Origin of the sequence: Streptomyces sp. HmicA12 (assembly GCF_000373565.1) — a bacterium.
Classification (GTDB): Bacteria; Actinomycetota; Actinomycetes; order Streptomycetales; family Streptomycetaceae; genus Streptomyces.
In genome coordinates this window covers 115,175-132,559 of the sequence record NZ_KB891803.1, presented here as the reverse complement: position 1 = coordinate 132,559, position 17,385 = coordinate 115,175, and the positions used below count along the sequence as shown (strand labels likewise).

16 protein-coding genes are annotated in these 17,385 nt (G+C 72.1%); 6 read left to right on the top strand and 10 right to left on the bottom strand.

What is annotated here, in order from left to right; translation table 11 throughout:
- Positions 1–9: 9 nt before the first annotated feature.
- Positions 10–840 (bottom strand): alpha/beta fold hydrolase, encoded by an 831-nt coding sequence (locus tag B072_RS0112655; protein WP_018530317.1) that lies wholly within the window; start codon positions 838–840, stop codon positions 10–12.
- Between the two features lie 81 nt (positions 841–921).
- Entirely contained in the window at positions 922–1,650 is a 729-nt protein-coding gene (locus B072_RS43075) for a PP2C family protein-serine/threonine phosphatase (protein ID WP_018530316.1), read from the bottom strand.
- A gap of 362 nt (positions 1,651–2,012) precedes the next feature.
- Between B072_RS43075 and B072_RS0112640 the strand changes: the two genes are divergently transcribed.
- Complete coding sequence (locus tag B072_RS0112640) at positions 2,013–3,743, top strand: GAF domain-containing protein (RefSeq protein ID WP_018530315.1); 1,731 nt, start codon at positions 2,013–2,015, stop codon at positions 3,741–3,743.
- A gap of 7 nt (positions 3,744–3,750) precedes the next feature.
- Here B072_RS0112640 and B072_RS0112635 read toward each other — a convergent pair whose 3' ends face one another.
- The 3 genes from B072_RS0112635 to B072_RS43070 all read right to left on the bottom strand — a co-directional run bounded on the left by B072_RS0112635 (position 3,751) and on the right by B072_RS43070 (position 5,939).
- Positions 3,751–4,449: a response regulator gene (locus tag B072_RS0112635; protein ID WP_018530314.1), complete on the bottom strand. Its 699-nt coding sequence runs from the start codon at positions 4,447–4,449 to the stop codon at positions 3,751–3,753.
- An 84-nt stretch (positions 4,450–4,533) separates the two neighbouring features.
- Positions 4,534–5,061: a Crp/Fnr family transcriptional regulator gene (locus tag B072_RS0112630; RefSeq protein ID WP_018530313.1), complete on the bottom strand. Its 528-nt coding sequence runs from the start codon at positions 5,059–5,061 to the stop codon at positions 4,534–4,536.
- Between the two features lie 290 nt (positions 5,062–5,351).
- Positions 5,352–5,939, bottom strand: coding sequence for a hypothetical protein (locus tag B072_RS43070; RefSeq protein ID WP_063746442.1), 588 nt, complete (start codon positions 5,937–5,939; stop codon positions 5,352–5,354).
- A gap of 350 nt (positions 5,940–6,289) precedes the next feature.
- Here B072_RS43070 and B072_RS0112620 point away from each other — a divergent pair, with 350 nt between their 5' ends.
- From B072_RS0112620 to B072_RS0112605, 4 genes are all read left to right on the top strand, one after another.
- A complete protein-coding gene (locus B072_RS0112620) occupies positions 6,290–7,153 on the top strand; it encodes a universal stress protein (RefSeq protein ID WP_018530311.1) in 864 nt (287 codons plus the stop codon).
- 108 nt (positions 7,154–7,261) lie between these two features.
- Positions 7,262–8,881 carry an alpha-amylase family glycosyl hydrolase gene (locus tag B072_RS0112615; protein WP_018530310.1) on the top strand — a complete coding sequence of 540 codons (1,620 nt, stop codon included), beginning with the start codon at positions 7,262–7,264 and terminating at the stop codon, positions 8,879–8,881.
- A 114-nt stretch (positions 8,882–8,995) separates the two neighbouring features.
- Positions 8,996–9,187 (top strand): DUF5999 family protein, encoded by a 192-nt coding sequence (locus B072_RS0112610; RefSeq protein ID WP_018530309.1) that lies wholly within the window; start codon positions 8,996–8,998, stop codon positions 9,185–9,187.
- Between the two features lie 62 nt (positions 9,188–9,249).
- Positions 9,250–10,143, top strand: coding sequence for a TIGR03619 family F420-dependent LLM class oxidoreductase (locus B072_RS0112605; protein WP_018530308.1), 894 nt, complete (start codon positions 9,250–9,252; stop codon positions 10,141–10,143).
- Here B072_RS0112605 and B072_RS0112600 read toward each other — a convergent pair.
- Positions 10,133–11,380 (bottom strand): cytochrome P450, encoded by a 1,248-nt coding sequence (locus tag B072_RS0112600; protein ID WP_018530307.1) that lies wholly within the window; start codon positions 11,378–11,380, stop codon positions 10,133–10,135. The genes B072_RS0112605 and B072_RS0112600 overlap by 11 nt on opposite strands.
- Before the next feature lie 149 nt (positions 11,381–11,529).
- Between B072_RS0112600 and B072_RS0112595 the strand changes: the two genes are divergently transcribed.
- A complete protein-coding gene (locus B072_RS0112595; RefSeq protein ID WP_026245753.1) occupies positions 11,530–12,543 on the top strand; it encodes a LacI family DNA-binding transcriptional regulator in 1,014 nt (337 codons plus the stop codon).
- 18 nt (positions 12,544–12,561) lie between these two features.
- On the opposite strand, the gene B072_RS0112590 is transcribed toward B072_RS0112595, so the two are convergent.
- The 4 genes from B072_RS0112590 to B072_RS0112575 all read right to left on the bottom strand — a co-directional run bounded on the left by B072_RS0112590 (position 12,562) and on the right by B072_RS0112575 (position 17,298).
- Positions 12,562–13,575, bottom strand: a complete 1,014-nt coding sequence (locus tag B072_RS0112590) for a LacI family DNA-binding transcriptional regulator (protein ID WP_026245752.1) — start codon at positions 13,573–13,575, stop codon at positions 12,562–12,564.
- Positions 13,576–13,653: 78 nt separating this feature from the next.
- Positions 13,654–15,261, bottom strand: a complete 1,608-nt coding sequence (locus B072_RS0112585) for a glycoside hydrolase family 13 protein (protein ID WP_018530304.1) — start codon at positions 15,259–15,261, stop codon at positions 13,654–13,656.
- Positions 15,262–15,374: 113 nt separating this feature from the next.
- Positions 15,375–16,361 carry a carbohydrate ABC transporter permease gene (locus tag B072_RS0112580; RefSeq protein WP_018530303.1) on the bottom strand — a complete coding sequence of 329 codons (987 nt, stop codon included), beginning with the start codon at positions 16,359–16,361 and terminating at the stop codon, positions 15,375–15,377.
- 4 nt (positions 16,362–16,365) lie between these two features.
- Positions 16,366–17,298 (bottom strand): carbohydrate ABC transporter permease, encoded by a 933-nt coding sequence (locus tag B072_RS0112575; RefSeq protein ID WP_026245751.1) that lies wholly within the window; start codon positions 17,296–17,298, stop codon positions 16,366–16,368.
- Positions 17,299–17,385: the final 87 nt, after the last annotated feature.

Below are 17,385 nucleotides of genomic sequence, written 5' to 3'. Positions count from 1 at the left end.
GGCGCGGGGTCACCCTGCCATGAACTCCCGCAGATCCGCGTTCAGCCGGTCGGCGTGGGTGAAGACCAGACCATGGGCACCGTTCTCGTAGAGCCGGAAGTCGGCGCCCGGCAGCAGCCGGGCGGTGCGCCGGCCGGTCAGCTCCACCGGGGCGGACATGTCGTGGGTGCCGTGCACGACGAGCGCGGGGACGTCGATGTCCTTGAGTTCCGCGGTGACGTCGAGATCCGTCATGAGGTCGGCGAGACCCGTCGCGGCGCGAGCGGTGGCCACGGCGCAGCGGTCGGCGAGGTGACGGGCCAGCGGCCGGGAGATGTCGTTGCCTGGCAGGCCGACCCCGAAGAACCCGTCGATGCCGTCGGCGAAGAAGGCGTGCCGGTCGCGGCGGATCGCGTCGGCGGCCGCCCGTGTCACCTCGGGGTCGAGTCCGTCGGGGTGGTCCGGTGTGCGCACGAAGCCCGGGACGACGCCCGACACCAGCGCGATCCGGGCGACGCGCCCGCTGCCGTGCCGGGTCAGGTACCGGACGATCTCGGCGCAGCCCACGGAGTGTCCGACCAGCGTCACGTCGCGCAGGTCGAGGTGGACGAGGAGCGCGTCGAGGTCGTCGGCGAGCGTGTCCAGGTCGAAGCCGCCCCAGACGTCGTCGCTGCGGCCGTGTCCGCGCCGGTCGAAGCCCACGCAGCGGTGTCCGTCGGTGGCGAGCGGGAGCATCTGGCGCTCCCACATCTCCGTACCGAAGTAGGTGCTGTTGACGAAGACGAGGACCGGTCCGTCGGCGGGGCCGTAGTCGATGTGGTGCAGGAGCGTGCCGTCGGTGGTGGTGTCGAAGAAGGGCATCGCGGTTCTCCCCCGGGAGGCGGGTACTTGGTGGCCGGTGTGCCGTGCGGCCAGCCTGCCCGGAGCGTTCCCGGAGTGCGATTACGTACGAGGTAGTCCGGGCGCCGTCTCCACGGCGAGCAGCGTGGCGTCGTCCTGGAGCCGGCCGCGGGCATGGTGCATCAGGTCGGCGGCGAGGGCCGCGGTGAACGCGGCGAGCGGGCGGGCCGCCAGTTCGGTCGCGCGCTCGGCGAGCGGGTAGAAGGCGCCGTCGCCGTCCCTGGCCTCGCTCACCCCGTCCGTGTGCAGCAGCATCCGGTCCCAGGCGCGCGCGGGCACCGGCTGGGCGGCGCACCAGCCCTGGGCGAGGTCGAGGAGACCGAGCGGGGGCGCGGGGGCGGGCACGGCTGCGGGCACCGCGCCGCCGCCGCGGATCAGCAGGGGTGGCGGGTGACCGCAGCAGACGAGGTCGGCCGAACCGTCGGGGGCGACGGTGAGCAGGGCCGCGGTGACGAAACGGTCGGGCTCGGCGGAGTGCACGACCAGGGAGTGAAGGCGTACCGCGAGTACCTCCAACGAGCTTTGATGCATGGCGAGTTGACGCCAGGCGTCCAGCACCGCTCGGGCGGTGCGGGCCCCCTCCCGGCCCTTGCCCATGACGTCGCCGATCACCAGCCGGGTACCGAAGGGGGTGTCGACGACACCGTGCAGATCGCCTCCGGACCCGGCGGAGCCGCTCCTGTCGCCACCCGCGGTCAGCCTGCGGGCGCTGACGGCCAGGGCGCCGACCGTGTCCGGTGGGGGCGTGCGCGAGGACGGACGGGCGGTCATGAGGGGCCTTCCGAAGCGGCGCCGGAACGAGGTGGGGGGGTGCCCGGCGGGGGTATGACCCGGGGAAGTGTAGTCAGACCGGCGCGGTGTGTGACGATTTCCGTGAAGTGCGTACATGCAGCGGCGGTTGAGGTGAGGTGGTGCCATGACGGCGCTTCCGCACACCGCCTCCCGACCAGGAGCCCACACATGCAGTCTCGTACCGCCCGCCGCCTCCCGCACCAGGGGCGTGGCTCCCGTCGGGCGGCCCGCGGCGGACGTCGGCGTTCCGCGGTTCGAGGTGTGACGAAGCAGGTCGTCGTGGCGCGTACAGCCGCTACCGTGAGAGACAGCACGCGGGTTCTACGTCTGGCGGAGGTGGCATGGGCGTAGCGGAGGCACAGGGGCCCGGACCACTGCCCCGGCTGCGGCTCGACGAACTGCTCGAAGAACTCCAGGTCAGGATCGATGCCGTCCGCGGTACGCGCAATCGCCTGCAAGGACTGCTCGAAGCCGTGCTCTCGGTGGGTCAGGAGCTGAATCTCTCCCAGGTGCTGCGGCGCATCGTGGAGGCCGCCATCGTGCTGGTCGACGCCGAGTACGGGGCCGTCGGGGTGATCGGGGAGGACCGGCGCGGGCTCTCGCAGTTCCTGCCGGTCGGCATCGACGACGAACTACGGGCACGGATCGGTGATCTGCCGTCCGGGCACGGCCTCCTCGGCGAGCTGATCCGGCACCCCGAGCCACTGCGGCTGCACGAACTGGCCGAGCATCCCGCGTCGTCCGGGTTCCCGCCGCACCATCCTCCGATGCACACGTTCGTGGGGGTGCCGATCCGGGTCCGCGAAACCGTGTTCGGGAACCTGTATCTGACGCAGAAGCGCGGCGGCGGCGACTTCGACGACGAGGACGTGGCCGTGCTGCAGACCCTCGGCGCCGCGGCGGGCGTCGCGATCGAGAACGCCCGACTGTACGAGGAGGTCCAACTGCGGGAGCGCTGGATGCAGTTGAGCGCCGAGTTCTCCGGCAGCCTGCTGTCCGGCACCGAGGAGACCCAGGTGCTGCGGCTGATGGTGGAGCGGGCGCGGGAGATCACCGGCGCGGACCTCGGGGTGATCGCGCTCGTCGTCCCCGGCCGCGACGAACTGCACGAGACGCTCGCCCTGGGCCGGCACGCCGACGCGCACCACGACGTCAGGGTGCCCCGCAAGGGGACGTTCGCCGGGACCGCTCTCGCCGCGGGCGAGCTGACCACCTCCGAAGACATCCGCAAGGACCCCCGGATCACGTACCAGCCCGCCCGGTGGGACGGTCTGGGGCCCGCCGTGGCCATACCGCTCGGCACGACGGACCGCGAGCGCGGGGTGCTGATGCTGGCCCGGCAGGCGGAGCACGTGCCTTTCTCCAGCGCCGAGTTGGCGCCGCTGGCGGGTTTCGCCGGACAGGCCACGCTCGCTCTGGAGCTGTCCGACCGGCGGCGCGACGCGGAGCAGATGAGCCTGCTCGAGGACCGCGACCGGATCGCCCGCGACCTGCACGACCTGGCGATCCAGCGGCTGTTCGCGACGGGCATGACGCTGCAGAGCGCCCAGCGGTTCGTGCAGCACCCGGAGGCGGCGGAACGGCTGATGCGGGCCGTGGACGACCTGGACACCACCATCAAGATCATCCGGTCGACCATCTTCGGCCTGCGCGAGCGCGACGCCCCACCGACGGGGGCGGGCCTTCGGGTCCGGGTCGTCCGGGCCGTCGAGGAGGCGGCGCGCGTGCTCGGGTTCACTCCGGCGCTGCGGATGGAGGGGCTGGTCGACGTGGACGTGCCGCGGCCGGTCGCCGACGACGTGCTGGCCGTGCTCGGCGAGGCGCTCACGAACGTGGCCCGGCACGCGCGGGCTTCGTCGGCCGAGGTCGCCCTGATCGTCCGGGGTGGCACCGTCACCCTGAGCATCCTCGACAACGGCGTCGGCATCACGACCGAACCGGACGCCCACCGCAGCGGCCTGGCCAACCTCGCGGCCCGCGCCGACGGGCGCGGTGGCACGCTCACCGCCGTGCCGCGAGAGGACGGCGGTACCCGACTGGAGTGGAAAGTCCCTCTCGACAGGCATAGTTGACGGATCGTCAGATGCGGTTGGGGGGCGGCAACCGGGTCGCGAGCACGGCGGCCTGGATGCGTCGTTCCACCCCCAGCTTGGCCAACAGTCGCGAGATGTTGTTCTTCACGGTCTTCTCGGACAGGAAGAGCCGCTGTCCGATCTGCCGGTTGGTGAGGCCCTCGCCGACGAGGGCGAGGATGTCCCTTTCTCTGTCGGTGAGTTCGGCGACCTGTGTCTCGGGCGGCCCGCCGTTCGCCGACGGTTCGTGCTCGGGTCCGCGCAGGCTGCGCATCAGGCGGGCCGTCGTCGCCGGGTCGAGCATCGACTCGCCGGAGGCGACGGTACGCACGGCGGAGATCAGGTCGGAGCCCTTGATCTGCTTCAGCACGTAGCCGGCCGCGCCCGCCATGATGGCGTCGAGCAGCGCGTCGTCGTCGTCGAACGAGGTGAGCATCAGACAGCTCACCTCGGGCAGCAGGGTGCGCAGTTCGCGGCAGACGGTGATGCCGTCGCCGTCGGGCAGCCGGACGTCGAGGACGGCGACGTCCGGCCGGAGCGCGGGCCCTCGGGCCAGGGCCTGCGCGGCGGTGGCCGCCTCCCCGACGACCTCCATGTCGGGCTCGGCGCCGAGGAGGTCTCGCAGTCCGCGGCGGACCACCTCGTGGTCGTCGAGGAGCAGGATGCGGACAGGACGGTCCGCGGTGAAGGTGCGTGGCGGCGACATGACGGGCCCCCTCGGATCGTTGTCCCTAGATCCTGAGGCCGTGAGGAGTGATCCGCCAGGGCCGAACGGCCCCGATCGTGCCCTCTACGGGACAGTCGTCCGCGATGCCGACCGCCCCTGTCCGTGCGGCTCTCCGTACGGCTCTCCGTACGGCGCGACCCCCGAGCCATAGGGGGCGTACAGGTCGAGCAGCCGACCGCGGGACAACGTCAGGCGGTGGGCCAGGGCCTGGCCGACCCACTGGGCGACGAAGCAGCCGAGCCCGGGGTCGGACGCGCACATCAGGCGGACGGTGAACGCGTCGAACTCGTCGGCGCGCACCGGGGTTTCGGCCTGGGCTCCCCACTGCCACACATGGGACGGGAAAAGCCAGGACCAGCCCACGAGTTCACCACACCCCAGCGATTCGACGACCGGCGCGCCCCGGCCCGGCACCCGCGGGTCGAGCTGGACGCTGCCACTGCGCACGATCCAGAACCGGTCGGCGTGCGACCCCTCTTCGAAGAGCCGCGCACCTTGCGGGAAGGCCACGTCACGGGCGATACGCATCAGCCGGCCCCGGTGTACCTCGGGCAGGGTCTGGCTCATGCGCGGGGCCGTGGTGGTCGTCATGGGGCTGCCTCCTTCCGGGGGCACCGCACCGGCGGCACCGCACCGGCGGCAGGGAACACGTCCCGTCCGGCGGAAAGGCCACCGCGGGCCGGGCGATCGGCGGCGCCCGGCCAGGCCGGTGACTCATCCGCACTCCGGACTGCCGTCGTGCGATACGACCACGATGCGGGGCCGGACCCCCGCCGACCAGGGGCCGAACGGCTCTGGGCCGGGGCCTGTCGGATCCCGCCCGTCGCACGGCCCGCCAGCGCCCCGCCTCCGGCCCCTCTCGGAGCCGCTCCGGTCCTGTCTCACACCGCGCGGTGACCGCCGCCCGACCCCAGCCGCCGCCACTCGCGGTCCCACGCGGCGAAGCGGCGCCGGTCGAGCACCGCGCGCAGCGTGTACCGGGCCAGGGCGGCGAGGCCCGCCGTGGTCAGAGCGACGCACAGGGCGGTGGCGAGGGTGTGGGACCAGATGTCGTCGGTGTCCCACGGTGGTGTGGTGACGTCACCGCGGGAGTCCAGCCAGACGGTGGTGCGGTCGCCGCGGACGAGACCGACGGGGACCGGGGCGACCGCCGTGGCGACGGTGCCCGCGGGGTCGGTCCAGCGCACCACGACCGGGTAGCTGAGACGGCCCGGGGACGTGTCCGGGGCAGTACTCACCTCGGGCAGGTCGGCGAGGAGTCGGGCCCGCACCGGATAGCGTGCGGCCGTCTGTTCACGGGCGTGCCGGACCGCCTCCGCGTGCGCGGCCCAGCCGGCCACCGCGCCCGCCGCGGGAGCGACCAGCAGGGCGAGCAGTCCGAGCAGAAGCGCCGCCCAGGCCTCGATCACATCCGACCTGCGACGCAGCGGGTTGCCGTGGGCACGCCGTACGGTCCTGCACGTCGTCATCGCCGCCTCCGCGTGATCTGTCGGGCGGCCTGGGACCTGTCGGATCGGATCACCGCGGTCGCGGGCCCCGGCGCCGCCCGGCCCGTCTTCCGCCGGGAGCACCGTGCGCCCACGCTGACGCGGCGCCCGTACCCGGCACAGGGGCCGAACGTCCCGCCGGGCAGGGCCGGTTCGCCTCTCCCTGCAGGGGCGCACTCGGTGGGAGCGTCCGAGAGCACCCGATCCGCCGTCGCACCCGGTTCCGGCATCGGGGCGCCGTCCGCGCCGCGTTCGCACGACTGACGCCGCCCCTGCGTGGAACTCGCGCCGGAGTACACCGTCCGCGTCACCGCCTTGGAGGGGTTTCCGTCATGACCAGCATCCGCGTCCTGAGCGTCGGGACCGACGGTTCGCGCGAGAGCCTGGACGCCGCGGACTGGGCGGCCCGCGAGGCCCTGCGCCGCGGCCTGCCGCTGCGCCTGGTGCACGCAGAGAGCGGGCAGCGGCTCGCGCCACTGCCGCCGGACGTCGACCTGCCGCGCCGCACCGTCCTCGACCGGACGGCGCTCCACCTCTCCTACACACACCCGTCGTTGGAGTTCCTGGCCCGCAGGAGCCCGCGGCCACCGGCGGCCGCGCTGCTCGACGCGGCCACGGACTCCGAGGCGCTGGTGCTCGGTTCGCGCGGCTTCACCGGGTACACGGGGTTCCTCGTCGGCTCGGTCTCGCTCGCCGTGACGGCCCGGGCTCCGCGCCCGGTCGTCCTGGTGCGCGCCGGCGCGCTCCCGCAGGACGAGCACACACCGGAAGGCGCCTTCCGGCCGGTGGTCGTCGGCCTGGACGTGACCGCGCCCGCCGACGAGATCCTCAGTTACGCCTTCGAGGCGGCGGCCCTGCGTGCGGCCCCGCTGCACGCCGTGCACGCCTGGGCGCTGCCGCCGCTGCGCGCCGACACTCTCGGCGACACGCTGCCGGGCGGCGACGCGGCCCGCCGTGAGACGCTGCGCCGCCTGGCCCTGTCGGGCGCGCTGCAGGCCTGGCGGGCGAAGTACCCGGAGGTGGCCGTGACCGAGCGACTGCTCTACGGACAGCCGGGCCACCATCTGCTGAAGGCGTCGACCGGCGCCAGCCTCACGGTGATCGGGCGGCGCGCCGACTCGACCCATCTGGGCTGCACCGCGCACTCCGTGGTGCACCACTCGACCAGCCCGGTGGCGGTCGTCCCGCACACCTGAGCCGCCCCCGCCCCGGAGGCCGCCCCCACACCTCGATGCCCTCTTCCGGGCTCCGCCGCACCCCTCGTACGCTCGACTTCCATGGACATCAAGGGAGTTGGCGACCTCATGCCCGACGCAGCGCCGTTCCGTCCCGCCCCGGCCTGGCTCGCCGAGGCAGTGTTCTACCAGATCTATCCGCAGTCGTTCGCCGACTCGGACGGGGACGGGATCGGGGATCTCGCGGGCATCGCCGAGCGCCTGGACCATCTGGCCTGGCTGGGCGTGAACACGGTGTGGATCAACCCGTGCTTCGCGTCGCCGTTCAGGGACGCGGGTTACGACGTCGCGGACTATCTCGCGATCGCGCCGCGCTACGGCACCGCGGACGACCTGGCCAAGCTGGTCGACCTGGCGGGCCGGCGCGGTATCCGCGTCCTGCTCGACCTGGTCGCGGGGCACACGTCCGACGAGCATCCGTGGTTCCGCGCCGCCGTGGACGACCCCGGCGACGACCGCTACATCTGGACCTCCGAGGGCGTCCCCGCCGGCTTCGTCGCCTCCCCCGGCAGCCGTCCCGGCGGCTATCTGCCGAACTTCTTCGACTCGCAGCCCGCCCTCAACTTCGGTTACGCGCGGCCGAGTTCGGCCGAGCCGTGGCGCCGGCCGGTCGACGCGGAGGGTCCGCGCGCCAACCGGGCCGCGCTGCGCGACATCATGGACCACTGGCTGCGCCTCGGCCTGTCCGGGTTCCGCGTCGACATGGCCGCGTCGCTGGTGAAGGACGATCCGGGCAAGCGGCAGACCGCCGCGATCTGGACGGAGCTTCGCCAGTGGCTCGACCGAGCCCACCCCGATGCGGTGCTGCTCTCGGAGTGGGGCGACCCGGAGGTCTCGGTCCCGGCGGGGTTCCACGCCGACTTCTTCCTGCAGTTCGGCGGTCCGGCCAACGGACTGCCGATGCGCTCGCTGTGGAGCAACGGCACGGGCACCACGGACGAGTCCTGGGACCCCCTGGACTGCTTCTTCGACGCCTCGGGGCACGGTTCGCCGCAGCCGTTCGTGCGTGCCTGGCACCAGGCGGCGTCGGCGCTCGGCGACACGGGTTTCGTCGCGCTGCCGACCGCCAACCACGACTTCTCGCGCCTCAACTGCGGCCCGCGCACGGCCGATCAGCTCCCGGCGGCGTTCGCCTTCCAGCTCACCTGGCCGACGCTCCCGGCGATCTACTACGGCGACGAGATCGGCATGCGCTATGTGCCGGGCCTGCCCGACCAGGAGGGCAGCGTTCTCGGCCCGCGCTACAACCGGGCGGGCTCACGCACCCCCATGCAGTGGGAGGACGGCCCCGGCGCCGGATTCTCGACCGCTCCAGAGGACCGCTTCTACCTGCCGCTCGACCCGGCGCCCGACCGCCCCTCGGTGGCGGCGCAGCGCGCCGACGAGACCTCCCTCCTCCACCTCGTACGCCGCCTCGTCGCGCTGCGCAGGTCCACCGTGGCGCTCGGGTACGGGGCACCGGTCCAGGTCCTGGGCGAGGGCCATCCGTTCGTCTACGTACGAGGAGATCGGTTCCTCGTGGCCGTGAACCCGGGCCGCGCGGAGGCGAGTTGGTCATCCGGTGGCGCGGCGGCCCGGCTCGCCGGAGCGCGGCCCGTCGAGGTCGACGGGGTGCGGCTCGCCGCGGACGGCACGGCGGTCACGGCGGACGCGTTCGGCTACGGGATCTTCGAACTGGCGCAGGACTGAGGCGGCGCCGAACGGGTCCCGGGCGCCGATGAGTACACCCCCCACCGGGAGTCGTATTCAGTGAGTGTCTGCGCTTCAGCGCACACCTCAGCACAGCCCGCCCAGGAGGTTCCGATGTGCTCCCACCAGCCGCCGTGCCCGAACGCCGACCGCTCCGACCGTGACGCGGCCCGTGTCGTCGCCGCCCACCCCGAGCAGGGCTGGAGCCTGCTGTGCAACGGGACGATCGTCTTCGACGACACCGGCGAGCTGTTGCCGGGCGGCATCGTGCGCGCCCCGGTCCGGCAGGCCGTCCCGGTCGCCTGACGTGGCCTGAATCCATCGCCCGGCCTCGACGGCCACCGTCAAGATCAACTTGACTGCCGGCCATGCGATTCGGCGTCAACCTCCTCAACTTCGGCTCAGGCACCACACCCGAGAGCCTTGTCCGCCAGGCCACGGACGCCCGTGACCTCGGCTTCTCCTTCGCGATGATCTCCGACCACATCGCGGTCACCCCGGATGTGCACGAGGTCTATCCGGCCCCGTTCTACGACCAGTTCGTGCTCGCCGCGCATCTCGCGGGCCGCGTCCCGGGGCTCACGCTCGGCACGACGATCACCGTCATCCCCTATCGGCATCCGCTGCAGACGGCGCGGCTCGCCGCGAACATCGACCGGCTGAACGACGCGGGGTTCATCCTCGGCGCCGGCGTCGGCTGGTCCGCGGCCGAGTACCGCACGCTGGGCGTGCCGTTCGAGGAGCGCGGGCCGATCACGGACGAGTACCTCGCCGCCATCCGCGCCGCCTGGACCCAGGACCCGTGCAGCTTCAAGGGCCGGTACGTCGAGTTCGAGGGCGTCCGCACGGCGCCCGCGCCCGCGACCTCCCCGCACGTCCCGGTCTGGGTCGGCGGAGACTCCCCGGCCGCGCTCCGCCGGGCCGCGGGTCTCGGCGAGGCGTGGCACCCGTTCATGCCGACGCTCGCCGGGCTGCGGGCGAAGCTGCCGCGGCTCGCGGAGGAGGCCGACCGGGCGGGGCGCCCGGCGCCGGGGTTCGCGCCGCGGATCCAGCTGGCGGTGGGCGCGGTCCCCGACAGTGAGGACCGCCCGCTCGGTCACGGCAGCCTCGACCGGATCAGGGCGGACGTGGAGACCCTCGCCGAACTCGGCGCCACGCACGTGCTGTTCGACACGTATCCGGGCGATCCGGCGCGGCGGGGGTCCGCCGAGGACGACCGGAAGGTGCTCGAACTCGTGGCGGGGACGGTTCTCACCAGCTGACGGGCAGCGCCTTCGGTCCTCGGATGAACCCCTTGCTCAGCCACTCGACGTCGGCCGGGTCGACCGCGAGCCGCAGCTCCGGGTAGCGGGTGAGCAGGGCGCCGAGCATCACCTCGGACTCCATGCGGGCCAGCATCGCGCCGATGCAGTGGTGCGGCCCGTGCCCGAAGGAGAGATGGGCGGTGCCGGTGCGGTCGAGGTGGAGCGCATCGGGGTCCTCGAAGGCGTCGGGGTCCCGGTTGGCCGCGAGGTAGGAGGCGTAGACAGCCTCCCCCGCGCGGATCAGGACGCCGCCGACCTCGATGTCCTCGGTGGCGATGCGGGGCAGCCCGACGCCGTTGCGGTGCGGGATGTGACGCAGGAGTTCGTCGACGGCCTGCGGAAGCAGCGCCGGCTCCGCGCGCAGCCGCTCGGCCAGTTCCGGCCGCGTCAGCAACGTATAGACCATGTTGGCGCTGTTGTTGCGGACGGCGTGGGCGCCGCTGACGAGGACGGCGGTGGCGAGCGAGACCGCCTCCGCGTCGGTGATCTCCCCGGCGTCGCGGGCCCGGGCGAGGACCGAGGCGAGGTCGTCCGCCTCGCTCCCCCGCCGTTCGGCGAGCAGGTCGACGATGTACTGCCGCATCCGTTCCTTGGCGGCCTCGCTGGACTTCGGTCCCGGCCCGGCCGAAAGGATCACATCCGGCCAGTCCGCGAGCCGTGCCCGGTCCTCGGGCGGCACCCCCAGCAGGTCACTGACGACGGTCAGCGGGAACGGACCGTGCAGCGCCGCCACGAGGTCGGCGGGCGGCCCGATCTCCTCCATCGCGTCGAGGAGGTCGGCGGCCGTGCGCTCGGCGCGGGGGCGCAGGCCCTTCATCGTGCGGCCGGTGAAGGCCTTCGTCATCACCTTGCGCAGCCGTGTGTGGTCCGGCGGGTCCGCGTAGTTGAGGCCGACGGTGGCGGCGACGCGGTGCGCCATCATGCCGTTCACCTCGCGGCCGACGAGCGCGGAGCGGCTGAAGCGTGGATCGGAGGTCACCAGACGTACGTCCTGGTAGCGCGTGACGAGCCAGGCGTCCTGCTCCTGACCGAAGGGCATCCGCACCCGGGTCACCGGATCGTCGCGCAGCACGTCGGCGAGGAGAGGGTCGAAGGTGAGTGCGGGCAGGTCCTCGAGGGTCCACGCGCGGACAGGTCCGCCGCCGCCCACGGGTTCCGGTGCCGCGAGGTCGTCGCGTACGGTCGTGTCGTTCACGCGGGCATGCCTTCCCCGGTCCACGGTCACGGCACTCCGCGGGTGCGTCCGCGCCGCCTGATCGGCGCAGGCGCACACGGGGGCGGTCCTCCCGCTGGATGCCACGACGACGCAAATGAGCCGCAAATGTTGCGCTAATCTTGCGTTCCATGACGCGCAGACTTGCTCAGGTGGCGAAGAAGGTCGGAGTCAGCGAGGCCACGGTCAGCCGGGTGCTCAACAACAAACCCGGTGTCTCGGAGGCGACGCGGCAGTCGGTGCTCACCGCGCTCGACGTGCTCGGCTACGAACGGCCCACGCAACTGCGGGGGGAGCGGGCCCGTCTGGTCGGTCTGGTCCTGCCCGAGCTGCAGAACCCGATCTTCCCCGCGTTCGCGGAGGTGATCGGGGGCGCGCTCGCCCAGCAGGGCCTGACCCCCGTCCTGTGCACCCAGACGAAGGGCGGGGTGTCCGAGGCGGACTACGTGGAGCTGTTGCTGCAGCAGCAGGTCTCCGGTGTGGTGTTCGCCGGTGGTCTTTTCGCGCAGGCCGACGCGGAACACGGGCACTATCAGCGCCTGGCCGAGCGCAACGTCCCGGTGGTATTGGTGAACGCGTCCATCGAGCGGCTCGGCTTCCCGTGCGTGGCCTGCGACGACGCGGTCGCGGTCGAGCAGGCGTGGCGCCACCTCGCCTCGCTCGGGCACGAACGCATCGGCCTGGTGCTCGGGCCCGACGACCACATGCCCTCCCAGCGCAAGCTCACGGCGGCACGCGCCGCCGCGAAGGCCGCGGGCGGCGCGCTGCCCGAGGACGCGGTGGAGCGCGCGATGTTCTCGTTGGAAGGCGGGCACGCGGCCGCGTCCCGGCTGCTCGCGCGCGGCATCACCGGCGTCATCTGCGCGAGCGATCCCCTCGCCCTGGGCGCGGTGCGCGCCGCCCGCCGGGCCGGGCTCTCGGTGCCGGGCGACATCTCGGTGGTCGGCTACGACGATTCGGCGTTCATGAACTGCACCGAGCCGCCGCTGACGACGGTGCGCCAGCCCATCGAGGCGATGGGCCGGGCCGCCGTCGAACTGCTCGTCGCGCAGATCCAGGGCGGCGCGGTGCCGCCCGGAGAGCTGCTCTTCGAGCCCGAGCTGGTGGTGCGCGGGTCGACGGCGCCGCCGCGATCCGCCTCCTGACCGAGCGGCCTTCCGGGATCAGGAGGAGGCGGTCAGCTGCCCGGTCGAGCCGCGCACGACGAGTTCCGGTTCGAAGAGCAGCTCGCCGAGGTGGGTGCGCGAGCCCTGGAGCTGCGCGACGAGCAGCTCGACCGCCGCGCGTCCCATCGCCTCGATGGGCTGCCTGACCGTCGACAGGGGCGGCTCCGTGCAGGTCATGAACGCGGAGTCGTCGTAGCCGACGACCGACAGGTCGGCGGGGACGGACAGACCCCGCCGGCGGGCCGCCCTGATGGCCCCGAGGGCCAGCGGATCACTCGCGCACACGACGCCGGTGACCCCACGGTCGAGCAGCCGGGACGCCGCGGCCTGGCCGCCTTCCAGCGAGAACAGGGACCGCTCCACCAGCGCGTCGTCCACCGTCATGCCCATGGCCCGCGCGACGCTCCGGGCGGCGCGCAGCTTCCGCCGCGAGGGCATGTGGTCCAGGGGCCCGAGGAGCAGGCCGATGCGTTCGTGCCCGAGCGAGGCGAGGTGGCGCCACGCCTGCTCGACCGCGACCGCGTCGTCGCAGGCCACACAGGGGAAGTCGAGCCCTGTGATCGACGCGTTGATGAAGACGACCGGGATCTTCCGCTCCGCGAGCCGCCGGTAGTGCCCGTGGTCGGCGTCGGCCTGCGCGAAGTGCCCGCCGGCGAACACCACACCGGAGACCTGCTGCTGCAGCAGAAGTTCCATGTAGTCGGCCTCGGAGACCCCGTTCTTGGTCTGGGTGCACAGGACGGGGGTCAGGCCCTGCTGGGCGAGCGCGCCCCCGATCACCTCCGCGAACGCGGGGAAGATCGGGTTCTGCAGCTCGGGCAGGACCAGACCGACCAGACGGGCCCGNTCCCCCCGCAGTTGCGTGGGCCGTTCGTAGCCGAGCACGTCGAGCGCGGTGAGCACCGACTGCCGCGTCGCCTCCGAGACACCGGGCCTTTCATTGAGGACACGGCTGACCGTCGCCTCGCTGACTCCTGCTTTCTTGGCAACTTGAGCAAGTCGTCGTGTCATGAACGCAAGATTAGCTCATGAACCTGCAAGGAACTTACTCCTTCTGGCCGTTGATTTTCCGCCGCCCGTCGGAAGGCGTCAGGTCGCCAGCCACACCGCGGTGTCGCCCGGCAGCCGCCCCTGGCCGTCGAGGGGCCCGCTCGACAGGATCAGCCGGTCGTACGACGGCAGTTCGGCGGGCCGGTCACGGAAATTGACCACGCACACCAGACCGCCCGGACGGGAGAAGGCCAGGACGCCGTCCTCCGCGGGCAGCCAGGCCATCGGCCCGTCACCGAACCCGGCGGCGGAACGGCGGATCGACAGGGCCGTCCGGTAGAGCGTCAGCATCGACGCCGGGGCGCCGGCCTGCCGGTCCACCGCGTAGCGCGCCCAGTCGGCGGGCTGCGGCAGCCACGGCTCGCCCGCGGACCCGAAGCCGAAGTACGGGGCGTCGGCCACCCAGGGCAGCGGCACGCGGCAGCCGTCGCGGCCCGGGTCGGTGCCGCCCGAGCGGAAGTGCATGGGGTCCTCGATGCGGTCCAGCGGGATGTCCGCCTCGGGCAGACCGAGTTCCTCGCCCTGGTAGAGGTAGACCGACCCCGGCAGGGCGAGCGTGAGGAGCGCCGCGGCGCGGGCCCGGCGAGTACCGAGGCCCAGGTCGACGGGCGTCCCGAAGGCCTTCTTCGCGAAGTCGAAGCCGGTGTCCGCGCTGCCGTAGCGGGTGACGGTGCGGGTCACGTCGTGGTTGCACAGGACCCAGGTGGCCGGCGCCTGGACGGGAGCGTGCTCGGCGAGGGTGTCGTCGACGGTGCGGCGCAGCCGGTCCGCGTCCCAGGGGCAGCTGAGGAAGTTGAAGTTGAAGGCGGTGTGCAGCTCGTCGGGGCGCAGGTAGCGGGCGAACCGCTCGGCGTCGGGCAGCCAGACCTCACCGACGAACACACCGTCGTACTCGTTCGCGATCGCGCGCCAGGACCGGTAGATGTCGTGGAGTTCGTCCTGGTCGACGTACGGGTGCGGGTCGACGCCCTCCTCGAAGTCGGGCAGGTCCGGGTGCTTGGCCAGCAGCGCCGCCGAGTCGATGCGCACCCCCGCGACACCGCGCTCGAACCAGAAGCGCAGGACGTCCTCGTGCTCCTGGCGGACCGCCGGATGGGCCCAGTTGAGGTCCGGCTGCTCCGGCGTGAACAGGTGGAGGTACCACTCGCCGTCGGGCACCCGGGTCCAGGTGGCGCCCGCGAACTCCGACGGCCAGTCGTTCGGCGGGAGTTCGCCGTGCTCGCCGCGGCCGGGCCGGAAGTGGAACAGCTCCCGCTCGGGGCTGCCGGGGCCGGCCGCCAACGCGGCCCGGAACCAGGCGTGTTGATCGGACACGTGGTTCGGGACGATGTCGACGATGACGCGGATGCCGAACTCGCCGGCCTCCGAGATCAGCTTCTCCGCCTCCTCCAGGGTGCCGAAGGCGGGGTCGATGGTCCGATAGTCGGCCACGTCGTAACCGCCGTCGACCAGCGGGGACAGATACCAGGGCGTGAACCACACGGCGTCGACGCCGAGTTCGGCGAGGTACGGCAGGTGGGCGCGGACGCCCGCCAGGTCCCCGGCGCCGTCGCCGTCTCCGTCCGCGAAGCTCCGGGGATACACCTGGTAGATGACGGCGTCGCGCCACCAGTCGCCGTCGGTGCGGGACGAGGGAACAGCTGCCACGGGAGGTCCTTTCGGGCAGGTGGGACTCCGCCGCCGGCCAGTGCGGGGGCATGAATGGATCGGACCGGCGGCGGAGTGCTTGGGGGTACTCAGTACGGGCGCGGCATGCGCGGTCAGCCCTTGAGGCTTCCGGCGGTCAGGCCCGCCATGATGCTGCGCTGGAAGAAGAAGAACACGATGATCATCGGGATGCTCGCGATGACGAGTCCGGCCATGATCTGGTTCTGCGTCACCGCTCCCGCGGTCTGGGACAGACCCACGCTGATCGTCATCTTCTCGCTGTCGGGCAGCACGAGCAGCGGCCAGACGAAGTCCTTGAAGACCATGACGACGGTGAAGATGGAGACGACGCCGAGGATGGGCCGGGAGATCGGCAGGATGATCGAGACCAGGACCCGCCACGGAGGGACGCCGTCGATCTCGGCCGCCTCCAGGATCTCGTTCGGGATCGAGTCGAAGAACCGCTTCAGCAGGAAGATGTTGAAGCCGTTGGCGGCGACCGGGAACCAGATGGCCCAGGGCGAGTTGAGCAGGTGCCAGCCGAAGATCGGCACGTCGGTCACCGTGATGTACGCCGGGATCATCACGACGATCGGCGGGATCATCAGCGTGGCCAGCATGCCGGCCAGGATCACGTTGCCGAACATCGGCCGGAGCTTGGACAGCGCGTAGGCGGCGCAGACGTCCACCGCCAGCGCGAACAGCCAGGCACCGACGGCGTAGAGCAGCGTGTTCTTCAGCAGGGTCCCGATGTCGAAGAGCTCCCAGGCGTCGGCGAAGACGCCGAAGTCGGGGTGCTTGGGGAAGAGGGTGGGCGGCATCTGGGCGATCTCCTCGCCCGACTTCATCGCGCCGGTCACCATCCAGTACAGCGGGAAGACGAAGACCAGGGTGAACCCGAGCAGGACGAGGACGAGCAGCGTCCAGTAGATCTTCCGGCCCCAGCGGGACTTGAGCTCCAGCGGCGAGACGATGGTCCTGGCGTGACCCTCGGCCCACGCGCCGCGGCGTTTGGTCCGCTCCCGCGTGCCGCGGCGGGCGGCCTGCTCCTCGGCTGGGGTCTGTTCCGCCGCGTCCGGGCGGGCGGTGGTGTTGACCATGGACCTACTTCTCCTCTCGGGTCAGCCGGAGCTGAACCGCGGCGACCGCCAGCAGCACGACCATGAGCATCAGGCCGAGGGCGCTGCCCGCCCCGTAGTTGCCGCCGTAGACGAACGCGTACTGGTACATGAGGTAGACGACGGTGACCGTCGCGTTCTCCGGGCCGCCGCCCGTGAGCATGTACGGCTCGATGAACACCTGCATCGTGGCGACGATCTGCAGCATCAGCATGAGCAGCAGGATCAGCCGGGTCTGCGGGATGGTGACGTGCCAGATCCGCTTGAAGATGCCGGCGCCGTCGAGTTCGGCCGCCTCGTAGAGGTCACCGGGGATGTTCTGCAGGGCCGCCAGGTAGATCAGCACCCCGGATCCCAGGTTCATCCAGGTGGCGACGATCACCAGGGAGATCAGTGCGGTGCTGGTGGAGTCGAGCCAGGCCAGGGTCGGCAGGTGCAGGAAGTCGAGGACCTGGTTGAACAGGCCGGGTCCGGGATCGTAGAACCAGCGGAACAGCAGGACCGCGACGATGGGCGGCAGCATCACGGGTAGATAGACGACGAACCGCAGGTAGGCCCGGGCGTGCCGCAGTTCGTTGAGCACGATGGCGACGGCGAAGGGCACCACGTAACCGCAGAGCAGGGCCAGCAGCGTGAAGACGAGGGTGTTGCGCCAGGCCTGGCCGAACGCCGGGTCGTCCACCACCGTGCGGAAGTTGTCCAGGCCCACCCACGTCGGGGCGTCGACGAGGTTGGTCTGCTGGAAGCTGAGCAGGACTTCCTTGACGATCGGCCACCACGCGAACATGGCGAAGCAGAAGAGCGCGGCGCACAGGAATCCGTAGGCGCTCAGGTTCCTGCGGGCTGCCCTGCCTCGTTTGGTCGGTGGTCGGCGCCGCGGCACGGTCGGCCGCTTCGGCTCCATGGTGAGTGTTTCCATCGTGATCTCCCGTTCCCTGCTCCGGCCGGCTGTGCGAGGTCTGCGCGGGGTGCCGCACCTGAGGGCGGCACCCCGGGACCGTCTGCC

Excerpts from the sequence above, each read along its gene's own strand:
- B072_RS0112640 (WP_018530315.1), top strand. The coding sequence starts at position 2,013 with ATGGGCGTAGCGGAGGCACAGGGGCCCGGACCACTGCCCCGGCTGCGG.
- B072_RS0112580 (WP_018530303.1), bottom strand. The coding sequence starts at position 16,361 with ATGGTCAACACCACCGCCCGCCCGGACGCGGCGGAACAGACCCCAGCC.
- B072_RS0112610 (WP_018530309.1), top strand. The coding sequence starts at position 8,996 with ATGTGCTCCCACCAGCCGCCGTGCCCGAACGCCGACCGCTCCGACCGT.
- B072_RS0112630 (WP_018530313.1), bottom strand. The coding sequence starts at position 5,061 with ATGACGACCACCACGGCCCCGCGCATGAGCCAGACCCTGCCCGAGGTA.
- B072_RS43070 (WP_063746442.1), bottom strand. The coding sequence starts at position 5,939 with ATGACGACGTGCAGGACCGTACGGCGTGCCCACGGCAACCCGCTGCGT.
- B072_RS0112605 (WP_018530308.1), top strand. The coding sequence starts at position 9,250 with ATGCGATTCGGCGTCAACCTCCTCAACTTCGGCTCAGGCACCACACCC.
- B072_RS0112575 (WP_026245751.1), bottom strand. The coding sequence starts at position 17,298 with ATGGAAACACTCACCATGGAGCCGAAGCGGCCGACCGTGCCGCGGCGC.
- B072_RS0112635 (WP_018530314.1), bottom strand. The coding sequence starts at position 4,449 with ATGTCGCCGCCACGCACCTTCACCGCGGACCGTCCTGTCCGCATCCTG.
- B072_RS43075 (WP_018530316.1), bottom strand. The coding sequence starts at position 1,650 with ATGACCGCCCGTCCGTCCTCGCGCACGCCCCCACCGGACACGGTCGGC.
- B072_RS0112595 (WP_026245753.1), top strand. The coding sequence starts at position 11,530 with ATGACGCGCAGACTTGCTCAGGTGGCGAAGAAGGTCGGAGTCAGCGAG.
- B072_RS0112655 (WP_018530317.1), bottom strand. The coding sequence starts at position 840 with ATGCCCTTCTTCGACACCACCACCGACGGCACGCTCCTGCACCACATC.
- B072_RS0112615 (WP_018530310.1), top strand. The coding sequence starts at position 7,262 with ATGCCCGACGCAGCGCCGTTCCGTCCCGCCCCGGCCTGGCTCGCCGAG.
- B072_RS0112620 (WP_018530311.1), top strand. The coding sequence starts at position 6,290 with ATGACCAGCATCCGCGTCCTGAGCGTCGGGACCGACGGTTCGCGCGAG.